Here is an 11,342-nt window from a genome sequence, read left to right as displayed (position 1 = left end):
ATTTTTTATCCGACCTTGAAATTTAAATGATAAAATCAGAAGATTATTCATTTAAAAAGACCATAGAATTCATAATCAATGGAACCAAAAAAAATACTCATCATCACCTATTACTGGCCTCCTGCGGGAGGTCCTGGTGTTCAGAGGTGGTTGAAATTTGCAAAATATCTCCCTGAATTCGGATGGAAGCCTGTAATCTACACCCCGGAAAACCCCAGCTATCCGTTGGTAGATGAAAGTCTGCTGAAAGACGTTCCGGAAGACATTGAAATCGTGAAGACAAAAATCTGGGAGCCTTATCAGCTGGCGGAAAAACTTAACAAAAGCAATAAAAAATTCAAGGCGGGTCAGTTTGATGTGGGCAAAAATCAAAGCTGGAAGTCGAAACTGTCAATCTGGGTGAGAGGTAATTTTTTTATTCCTGACGCCAGGGTTTTCTGGGTTAAACCTTCCGTTAAATTTCTCGAACATTATCTGAAAGAAAATAAAATTGATGTCGTGGTCACTTCCGGGCCGCCACATTCCCTTCACATCATCGGCCTGCAGCTGAAGAAAAGAATTTCCCATTTAAAGTGGATTGCAGATTTCCGTGATCCGTGGACAGAAATTTCATATTATAAACATTTAAAATTAACGGAAAGCTCCGACAGGAAGCACCGTCAACTGGAAAGTGATGTGTTCAAGAATGCAGATATCACCCTGGCCACAAGCTACACTGATGCTGAAAATTTCAGAAAAAAAGGAGCAAATTCGTTCTGCATAACCAACGGTTTTGACGAATCTGATTCAAACCCTCAAACCCTCAAACTCTCAAACCCTCAACCTCCTAAAGACCAATTCACGTTAAGCTATATCGGTGTTTTAGAACAGCTCAGAAACCCTGAAAACCTTTGGAAAGCACTTGATGATCTGGTAAAAGAAAATGATGATTTCGCCGAAAATTTCGTGTTAAAATTTGCAGGCAGAATCGATGATAAAATATTGTCTATCTTAGAAAACTCCGACCTGAAGAATCACATTCTTAATCTTGGATATCTTTCTCATGACAAAGCGATTGAAGAGATGCAGACCTCGGATATTCTGCTTATCACCAACTTCCCCAACGATTCTTCGAAAGGGATTATCCCAGGAAAAATCTTTGAATATCTCGCCACCGGAAAACAGATCATCTCTTTTGGCCCTAAGGACGCCGATGTTTCCAGAATACTACAGGAAACGCAGGCAGGAAAGCATTTCAGTTATACCGATTCCAACACAGTAAAAGAATTCATACTTGAAAAATTTGAACTCTGGAAAAACGGAGAAATCGCTGAAAACACTCAGAACATAGAGCAGTTCTCAAGAAAAAATCTGACAAAAAAACTGGTTGAGATTTTAGGGTAATTTAAGATTGAGATTGAAAATATTTATCCTTTTTTAAATCGTCCACTGGTCATTGATAACCGCCACCAGATAATACTTGTCCTGGTATTTTTCGAAGACAAGACGGAGACATTTCCAGTCCATTTCTGCATTGGCTTCCGATCCTTTGATAAAGTTTTCTGTAAAATCGGCGCCCGGATAAATTTTCGTCAGGTTATTTAATGAATTTCCACTTCCCTGAAATTCATTGATGGACACCTGGCCTGTGGCAAAATCTTTTGCATACACCCATTTTGCAAGGTAGTCATTGATGGTCGCTTTATAAAGATCTCCTGATCCGTCCATCGCACCCCAGGTGAAAACTGTTTTTGACGGCTCATATTTCCTAAAATCCGCTTGTGAAAACTTCTTGTCTTCCGCCGGATTTACAAAGGCATACATTGAAAACCTCACTCCTTTTTCAGGATGGATGTAATCGGCAAATTTTTTATAGTTTTTTTCTTTTAGAGACTGAACGATCATTTCATTAATGCTTTTCAGCGCATCTTCCTTGTTTATTGATTTTGTGCTGTCACCCGTATTTACCACAGCTTTTTCAGAAGAATCTGCCGCATCATTAACAAACTTTTCAGGATTTTTCTTGCACGCCACCATGCTTAGGATCATGATCAAAAAGAATATTTTTTTCATAATTTTAAATGTCTTGGCTAAATTCATCAAAAGCAATACCACTTTTAAATTATAATTCACATTCGGTTTACTTTACGGTAACCTGGATATTTTAGCCGATAAACAGCACTTCCATTTATGCTTTTTTGTAATTTTGTGAGATGGAAATGTTGGATATTCTTATCATCGGAGGCGGACCGATCGGGCTGAACTGTGCTTTAGAAGCACAAAAAAACAATCTCAGCTATCTTGTTATCGAGAAAGGAACGATTGTCAATTCCTTATACCGTTATCCTCTGTACATGAAATTCTTTTCTACGGCAGAAAAACTGGAAATAGACGGCATTCCGTTTATTTCGTCGGCTCCGAAACCCGGCAGGCAGGAAGCTCTGGAATACTACCAGGGAATTGCCCGCCAGCGCGACATTAAAATCAATCTGTATGAAAAAGTAGAAAAAGTTTGTAAAGAAAATGATTTCTTTGAAATCGAAACGACAAAGGGAAAATATTCGGCGAAGAATGTTGTTATATCGACGGGGTTCTATGATATTCCGAACCTGATGAATATTCCGGGAGAAAATCTTCCCAAGGTAAAACACTACTATACCGAACCTTATCCTTATGCAAAACAGAAGATCGTAGTGGTGGGTTCCAGCAACTCTTCGGTAGATGCTGCGCTGGAAACGTACAGAAAAGGCGCTGAAGTCACCATGATTATCCGCAATTCCGGAATTTCAGACAGCGTGAAATACTGGGTGAAGCCTGATATTGAAAACAGAATTTCCGAAGGCAGCATTACGGCTCATTTCAATTCGGAACTGATTGAAATTAAAGAAAAAACCGTCATCTTTAAAGATGAAAAAGGTGAAATCCATGAAATTGATAACGATTTCGTACTGGCTATGACAGGCTATCTCCCCGACTTTGACTTCCTCAGAAATTCAGGAATTGAATTGCAGGGCGAATGCCTCAACCCACTTTACCACACTGAAACCATGGAAACCAATGTTCCCGGATTATATCTTGCCGGCGTGGTATGCGGCGGAAAAGACACGCACCTCTGGTTCATTGAAAACTCCAGAATTCATGCGGAAATGATCGTTCAGCACATTCTTTTAAAGTTATCGTCAATTTAATTTACCTTATTCCGGCGTAATTTTTTTAGTAATAACTTAAAAATCCACATGTACTCCAAAAACAAAATTTCTTTCGGCTGCAGGATTATAATAGCGGTTCCCAAAAGCATTGATATCAAATCCTGATACATAGTCTTCATTGTACAGATTCTGTATCTGCAGAAATAGTTGCAGCCTGGCTTTGTCCACCATCAAAGGAAATCTGAACTGTATGTTTCCCACAAGGCTTGGTTCCGACCACACTGAATTGCCATCGTTCAACGGTATTTTTGAGGTATAAAAGTGTGAATAATCCACGGAAAGTTTTTTAAATAAAACAAAATTCAGCAGGCTGTTCACCGTAGTTCGCGGAACACCGGTAAGATCATTCCCGGAAAAGTCGGCATTGTTCTGGCGGTAATTTTTAAATTTAAAATCATAAAAATTTCCCGACAGCCGGAATTTAAAAAAGCTGAAAATATCATTTTTTAAATTAAAACTTTTAGACTCAAATAACACTTCAAAACCTTTCTGAATGGTTTCGCCGGAATTCACGAAAAATTCCTGTCCCGCTTCATTCTGACGTCTTACAATAGCATTTTTCATCCTGAAATCAAAGTAGCTGCCTTCCACAAATAAAGCCGTTCCGAACTGCTTCCGGATCCCGAATTCTTTATTCCAGCCGTATTCCGGTTTGAGATAGGTGTTAAATTGCTGATCAGATGCACGTATCTCCTCACTCGTAGGCGCAGAATTGCCCTTCCCTGCTTTTGCACGCAGCGAAAAGCCTTTACCCAAAAGATAGCTCAGCCCGAAATTCGGAAGCCATTGATTTTTAAAGGCGGTCTTTCCGTATGCCGTCCCGGGAAAAGATCTTTCCCATTCGTAAGAATTTGAGTTCAGGCTTAAAGAAATATCCGTAAAAAGCTTTTCATCAATATTGAGTTTCTGGGAGGCAAAGTAAAAACCCGAGGTATTTTTAATCTTATCAAAATTTTGCGGATTTCCCCGGATGCCCGCCTTATTGTCGTAGTTTCTGACGATAATCTCATTAATTCCTCCTTCGAATCCGAAGCGGTATGCCAGTGAAATATGCTTCCAATGCTTTTCGTAATTGAAATGGGTACGAAGGGCAATATTTTTCTCAAACCGGTTTTCAAAATTGGTGATGAACGGATTTTCAAAATCTACGTAAGATCCCTGAATGAGAATAAAATGGGAAAACTCCGGACTGAAATAATATTCATTCGAAAGTCCGGCCAGTATCATTTTATTGCGTATTCCCGCATCCTGGCCAGCTGCTCCGGGAACTGTCTTAGTGGCCGGTCTCGCCTGCTTCCGATCCATCTGCATCTGCTCAAGCGTAAGACCGCCGGGAGTCTGATAATCAAGATCGGAATAAAGGGCCATCGCTTTAAGCAAGCCTTTGTCCGAATACCTGAAATGATCTTTAATAAAAACCTGCTTCCGGTTGACTTTAGACTGTTGCCTGTAAGAATCGGTCTGGTAATAGTTCTCAAAAACTTCCAGAAAATGTTTCCCCAGTTGTCTGGAGAAAGTAAAGCTCTCGTTGAAAGTCCCATAGCTTCCCGAAGCAAGATGAGCAGAGACTCTCTCTGAATCGGAGGTCTGGAGAAGCAGAGTTCCGCCGGTTACGGCACCATAGTCACCGCTTTCAGGGCCTTTATAAATTTCCATTCTGCTGATCAGTTCGGGAGAGATAACATTGAAATACGTATTGCCCGAAGCATCGGAGAGAATAAAATCATCCAGGTAAACCTTTACATTCCTCACTCCGAACGGAGAACGAAGGGTGCTTCCCCGAAGCGAAATCCTGTAACTTCCGGGAGAGCGCTCTTCCATTCTGGCGCCGGGAACCTGATTGACGGACTCAAGCATCCTCTCGGGGGTATTCTGGCCGAGCAGGTTTTCCGAAATCACCGAAACAGATTTGGTAGAATTGATCAGGGCTGCCGGTTTCTTGTAAGCGTCAACCCGTACTTCTGAGATGAGTTCCGCCGAATCTCTTTTTTGCGCAGACACGGAAGCAGCAAGAACAGCAGCGGCAAGAATGTAGATTTTTTTCATTGCCTGTGAATAAGCAAAAATTATACATTTTTCCCGCCCGTCATCTAATTATGGTACCCGAATGAAAGATTTTCATCCTATATTTTTTTATATTAAGCTTAAACAAGGTTATTTGTATTAAAAATCAACAGCTATTGATTTTCTTTAACGCAAAGGTTTTATTTTCTGTGTGAATATTTAAGGTAAATAAGATGAATCAGCGAGCTGATTTGATGAAGCGGATCGTGATTTTGGGCAAAAAAAAATGGGCTAAAGCCCATTTTGATAAGATTCCTTATTTTCTTTTCTTTCATTGATCATCCATGGGACGATAAAGTAAAATGCAATGGCGATCAATGTAGCTAAAATCCCCGTTCCGATCCACAGGATGGTGAAACCGAGCTTTTCGGCAATTAAAGTTCCTAAGTACGGCGTTACAATGAAGGCAATGGAAAATGAAATCCCATTTAGTCCCATATAGGCACCTTTGTTATTTTTCCCTGACCGTAATGCAGTGATGGTCGACATAAAAGGCAGCGCCCAAATCTCTCCTACACACAACAGGCTCATCGACAGAACAAGCGTAAGCATACTGTGATCAAACCCCAGCATGGCGTATGAAAGTCCGCAAATGAAGGTCCCCAGGAACATGGTAACGGCCAGACTGAAATATTTCTCGGCCACCTGTACCAGCCCCATTTCCAGCAACACAACCAAAAATCCGCTGTAGCCCAAAATATACCCGATATTCTGCTGACTGAGCCGGGCGGTATCTTTATAAAAAATAGTCAGCGTACTGAACAACTGGAAAAAACATATCGAAAACAGCATACAGAAGAAACAGTAGATTAAAAATTTCCCATCCCGATAAGGCGAATTTTCTTTTTTAATTTCAATCACTTCTTTTACTTTTTTAGCTTTCAGCCGGGCCAGTTTATTTCTTTTTTTAAAGAAGATGATATAAAGAATTCCCGCTGATAACGCCGCTAAAGCATTGCTGAAAAACAGGAATTCGTATGAAATGGCCGACAAAATTCCGCCCACTGCTGGGCCGATGGAAAATCCTAAATTAACGGCCATCCGGTTGAGTGAAAATGCACGGGTGATATTTTCCGGTTTTGCATATTTGGTGATGGCTACAGAGTTTGCCGGCCGGAAAGCGTCGCTTACAATACTTTGAATTAAAATAATGGCCGCAACCCCGACTTCCGTTTTGAAAAGCGGAATCAGGCAAAACAACGGAACGCTCAGCAGTAAGCTGATAGACTGCACTTTGTATTCGCCGATTTTATCGGTGATGAATCCGCCAAGCCATGAGCCTATTACGGAACCAATTCCGAAAAAGCTGAGTACAATCCCTGTATTTTCTATACCGAAATGCAGATGATTGGTCATATAAACTCCCAGAAACGGAAGCACCATCGAGCCGGCGCGATTGATGAGCATAACCAGCGCCAGCATCCAGCTTTCTTTGGAAAGCCCTTTGAATGAGTTTGTATATAGATATATGAGTTTCACAATTTAAATATTTAATTATTTTTTTCTAAAAGGATTTTATTCCATTCAGTCTCAAGTCTTTCTTCCGGACCCTTTACAGCATTTTTGATGAGCACCGCTTTCATTCAATATTAAAAAACAAAAAACAGGACTTAAAAATAAGCCCTGTTTCATTTATAATGATATAAATAAATCTTTACTCCGGCTTATAAGAGTCTTTTAGGGTCACTGTTCTGTTGAAAACTAATTTGTCTTCAGTCGAATCCTGATCTTTCGTAAAATAGCCAATTCTCTGGAACTGTAACGGTTCTCCAACTTCTACATCCTTTAAACCAGGTTCTGCAAACCCCTGAACGGTGGTCACAGATTCCGGGTTGATATAGTTTAGGAAGTCTACGTCTTTTTCTGCATCAGGCTGCTCTACGGTAAACAGTTTATCGTAATTCCTGATCTCTACAGGAATAGCATGATTGGCAGAAACCCAGTGAATGGTTCCTTTTACTTTTCTTAAGCTTTCTTCCGTTCCGCTTCCCGACTTTGATTTTTCGTCGTAAGTAGCGTAGATCGTGGTGATATTACCATTCTCATCTTTTTCCACCCGCTCACCTTTAATGATGTAAGCGGATTTTAAGCGGACTTCGCCCCCTAATTTCAGTCTGAAAAACTTATTATTGGCTTCTTCTTTAAAATCTTCACGCTCAATATAGAGTTCTCTGGAAAAAGGAATTTCCCTTGTACCTGCATTTTCCTGCTCGGGATTATTTTCGGTTTCCAGCCATTCTTCTTTTCCTTCAGGATAGTTTTCGATGACCAGTTTTACAGGATCTACAACGGTCATGACACGTTTTGCAACTTTATTCAAGTCTTCACGGACACAGAATTCCAACAGCTGAATCTCAATAAGGTTTTCTCTCTTGGCAACTCCTACTTTTTCAATAAAATTCCTGATCGCAGTAGCGGTATATCCTTTTCTTCTCATTCCTGAGATGGTAGGCATTCTCGGATCGTCCCAGCCGGTCACTACATTTTCGGCAATCAACCTCTGCAGCTTTCTTTTGGAAGTAATCATGTAAGAGACATTCATTCTTGCAAATTCCCTCTGCTTGTTTCTCACTTTGGTCTCGTCATAAACCTGATCCAGGTACCAGTCATAAAGCGGCCTGTGGTTTTCAAATTCCAAAGAACATAAAGAGTGTGAAATTTGTTCGATATAATCTGATTCTCCGTGTGCCCAGTCATACATAGGATATATTTTCCATGCTGTTCCGGTTCTGTGGTGCGGTCTTTTTAAAATTCTGTACATCACAGGATCACGCATATTCATATTCGGAGAAGTCATGTCGATCTTTGCACGAAGAGACATTGAGCCTTCCTCAAACTCTCCGTTTTTCATCCTTTCAAAGAGATCTAGAGATTCTTCGACAGGACGGTTTCTGTATGGAGATTCTATTCCCGGCTCGGCAGGATTTTTTCTTTGCTCGGTAATGACTTCAGACGGTTGCTCATCTACATAAGCTTTCCCCTCTTTGATCATCTGTACTGCCCAATCGTAAAGCTGCTGGAAGTAATCGGAGGCGTACAAGACTTTATCCCATTTAAAACCTAACCATTCAACGTCTTTCATAATAGAATCTACGAATTCCTGTTCTTCTTTTTCAGGATTCGTATCGTCGAAACGAAGGTTCACGGGAGCATTGTATTTTTCGCCCAGACCAAAGTTGATGCAGATCGCTTTTGTATGACCTACATGCAGATAACCATTGGGCTCAGGCGGAAACCGGAAACGGATCTGATCTCTCTTCAGACCGTTTGCCAAATCATCTTCGATAATTTGCTCAATAAAATTGAGTGATTTTTTTTCTTCTTCCATTGAATTCGCTTTAAATGCCGCACTTACGACAATTTGCAAATTTAGGAAAATTTAAAGTTTTACGGAAATTATAATTTTACCGGTTTTACCGTGGGAAGGTCGGTTTTTTGTCCTATCTTTGTGACAGCTAAAAACCATAACTCAAATTGCCGTCGTTATGACCATTTCTATCCTAAAGCACAGGGAAACTCCCTTATATTACCCCGGAGAATTATTTATTTCAGTTTCAGATTTATAAATTGTTTAAGAAAAAGGCTTTATGTAAAAAATCAACTAAATATAAAGTTTTATAGAAAATATTAAATAATCTTTAAATCTATCATGAAAAATATTACATAAAAATTACATATGAGTACCATACTATGGCACAGAGATTGCAACTTAACAACACGCATAAACACTAAATAATATTATTATGAAAAAGGTTAAAGAAAAGTTTTCTTCATTTTTAGAATACCTTAGAAAGGCAATTTTCGTAGAAGATGTTATCTAGAACAGACATTTCAGCCTACCTTCAGCTTTAGTTATTATTTAATTAAAAATAAGACTCTAAAGTAAAGGAGGAAGATTCTCAGAGAAATCTGACCCCCTATCCTTAAGATTAATTTTTAAAGTATAATAATTCTCCTTTCAGATCAAGACGAGAAGGGAAATTATTAAGGAATAAAGATCCGGTACCCAAACCCTGGGGCATCGGATTTTTTTTGGTGAAGGTGTATTGCGCAATGGCATTCAACCCGATATTGCTTTCCAGAGCGGAGGTGATCCACCATTGTATATTTCTTTCTTCGGCCAGGGAAATCCACTCATCGGATCCGGAAAAACCGCCGGATAAAGAAGGCTTTAAAATAATGTACTGGGGCTTTACAGTATCAAGAAGTTTAACTTTTTCATTAAAATCAATAATTCCTATCAGTTCTTCATCTAAAGCGATTGGTGTCGGAGTTCCGGCGCACAATCCGGCCATATCATTCCAGTTTCCTGCTTTTATAGGCTGCTCGATCGAATGAATGTGGAGACCGGCCAACTCTTGTAAAACCGCTTTTGCTTCCTCTGTTGAAAAACCGCCGTTGGCATCAACTCGGAGTTCCAGCGTTTCCTTTGAAAATTTATCTCTTAATTTCTGAAGAACCTTATATTCGGATTTCCAGTCGACCCCGATTTTCAGTTTGATACAGTGGAAACCCTGCTCCAGCTTATCCTGAATCTGTTCTTCCATATAATCGATGTTGCCCATCCAGATCAGACCGTTGATGATAATCGCTTTTCTGCCATCCGTAAATTCACCCGGAAAATAAATATTTGATCCGTTCTTAAGATTTAACATTGCCTGCTCATAACCGAACCAGATGGACGGAAATTCTTTCAGTTCCTCCTTCAACCATTCAGCATTCTGATGGATATTTTCGCAAAGCCATTGAAGTTTTTCCTCGTAATCAGGCCTGTCATCAAAACTTAAGCCTCTGAAAATGCCACATTCTCCTACTCCTTTGTTCCCGTTTTCTGAAATTTCAAGGATAAACGTTTCTTTTTCATGCAAAACGCCGCGAGATGTTCCACTCGGGCGCTTGAATTCTAATACATATCTGAAATATTCTGCTTTCATTATTTTACACTGTCGATTCTCATAAATTCCTCCGCCTTTTCTACCATGTCGACACTTCCGCAGAAGAAAGGAATCCTCTGGTGCAGCTCGGTAGGCTCTATTTCCAGAATCCTTCGGAAACCGTCTGTGGCCTTTCCTCCGGCCTGTTCTGCCAGGAACGCCATGGGATTGCATTCGTACAGCAACCTCAGTTTTCCGTTTGGAGCCTGCGAGTATGATGGATAGATATAAATCCCTCCTTTCAGCATATTTCTGTGGAAATCGGCAACGAGCGAACCGATATACCTCGAGGTATAAGGTCTGTCACCCTCTTCCATCTGGCAATATTTGAGATAATTTTTCACTCCCTGCGGGAATTTGATATAATTTCCTTCATTAATAGAGTAAATTTTTCCGGTTCTCGGGAAGGTCATATTCGGATGGGAAAGATAGTAAGTTCCTAACGAAGGATCGAGGGTAAAGCCATTAACGCCGTTTCCGGTAGTATAGACAATCATTGTTGATGAGCCGTAAATTACGTAGCCGGCAGCAATCTGATTCACGCCTTTCTGTAAAAAGTCCTCCAGCTGAACGGGAGTTCCCGGTTCCGTAACCCTTCTGTAGATGGAGAAAATGGTACCTACGGAAACATTTACATCAATATTGGAAGAGCCGTCCAGGGGATCAATCAAGACCACATATTTGCTCAAGTGACCGTTTTCACCACATTTTATATCGATGAAATCGTCATTTTCTTCGGAAGCAATTCCGCAGACAACCTCTCTCTGTGACAAAGCGGTAATAAAAATTTCATTGGCAATGACATCAAGCTTCTGCTGCTCTTCACCCTGGATATTCTGGTTTCCGGCAGCTCCGGCGATGTCTACAATTCCTGCTTTATTAACTTCTCTGTTTACTACTTTTGAAGCAAGTCTTATTGCGCTCAGAAGCCGGGAAAACTCTCCCGTAGAATACTGAAAATCGTCTTGTCTATCAATAAGAAACTCTCCTAAAGTCTGTAATGGTCGTTCTGACATATTTTGCTTTTTACGTTTCCTTCAAATTTCGTAAAATTTATCACATTTAAAAATTTTTATTAATAAAAGAACTTAACCACTGTTTATCAATACGATAGGAAGATAATTCAACTTTTAAATTAAGGCTTATCATAAAAACA

Annotated in this window: 8 protein-coding genes; 2 read left to right on the top strand and 6 right to left on the bottom strand. The window is 40.1% G+C overall.

The annotated features are described in order from the left end of the window. Window positions 1-78: 78 nt before the first annotated feature. Window positions 79-1,383 carry a glycosyltransferase family 4 protein gene (locus AC0N32_RS09375; RefSeq protein WP_476393588.1) on the top strand — a complete coding sequence of 435 codons (1,305 nt, stop codon included), beginning with the start codon at window positions 79-81 and terminating at the stop codon, window positions 1,381-1,383. A 33-nt stretch (window positions 1,384-1,416) separates the two neighbouring features. Here AC0N32_RS09375 and AC0N32_RS09370 read toward each other — a convergent pair whose 3' ends face one another. Continuing rightward, window positions 1,417-2,052, bottom strand: coding sequence for a hypothetical protein (locus tag AC0N32_RS09370; RefSeq protein ID WP_476393587.1), 636 nt, complete (start codon window positions 2,050-2,052; stop codon window positions 1,417-1,419). Window positions 2,053-2,192: 140 nt separating this feature from the next. Between AC0N32_RS09370 and AC0N32_RS09365 the strand changes: the two genes are divergently transcribed. Next, window positions 2,193-3,167: a YpdA family putative bacillithiol disulfide reductase gene (locus tag AC0N32_RS09365; protein WP_476393586.1), complete on the top strand. Its 975-nt coding sequence runs from the start codon at window positions 2,193-2,195 to the stop codon at window positions 3,165-3,167. 36 nt (window positions 3,168-3,203) lie between these two features. Here AC0N32_RS09365 and AC0N32_RS09360 read toward each other — a convergent pair whose 3' ends face one another. The 5 genes from AC0N32_RS09360 to fbp all read right to left on the bottom strand — a co-directional run bounded on the left by AC0N32_RS09360 (window position 3,204) and on the right by fbp (window position 11,202). After that, window positions 3,204-5,234, bottom strand: coding sequence for a TonB-dependent receptor (locus tag AC0N32_RS09360; protein ID WP_476393585.1), 2,031 nt, complete (start codon window positions 5,232-5,234; stop codon window positions 3,204-3,206). 249 nt (window positions 5,235-5,483) lie between these two features. Continuing rightward, the gene (locus AC0N32_RS09355) at window positions 5,484-6,674 is read right to left on the bottom strand and encodes an MFS transporter (protein WP_476393787.1); all 1,191 of its coding nucleotides are present in this window, start codon (window positions 6,672-6,674) and stop codon (window positions 5,484-5,486) included. Between the two features lie 232 nt (window positions 6,675-6,906). Then, the gene (locus AC0N32_RS09350) at window positions 6,907-8,580 is read right to left on the bottom strand and encodes a glutamine--tRNA ligase/YqeY domain fusion protein (RefSeq protein WP_476393584.1); all 1,674 of its coding nucleotides are present in this window, start codon (window positions 8,578-8,580) and stop codon (window positions 6,907-6,909) included. Window positions 8,581-9,181: 601 nt separating this feature from the next. Continuing rightward, window positions 9,182-10,186 (bottom strand): o-succinylbenzoate synthase, encoded by a 1,005-nt coding sequence (locus tag AC0N32_RS09345; RefSeq protein WP_476393583.1) that lies wholly within the window; start codon window positions 10,184-10,186, stop codon window positions 9,182-9,184. Continuing rightward, complete coding sequence (gene fbp, locus AC0N32_RS09340) at window positions 10,186-11,202, bottom strand: class 1 fructose-bisphosphatase (protein WP_476393582.1); 1,017 nt, start codon at window positions 11,200-11,202, stop codon at window positions 10,186-10,188. Before fbp ends, AC0N32_RS09345 begins: the two co-directional genes overlap by 1 nt. Window positions 11,203-11,342 lie beyond the last annotated feature (140 nt).

This window comes from Chryseobacterium endophyticum, assembly GCF_056333165.1.
This window is presented reverse-complemented; position numbering and strand designations above follow the sequence as displayed.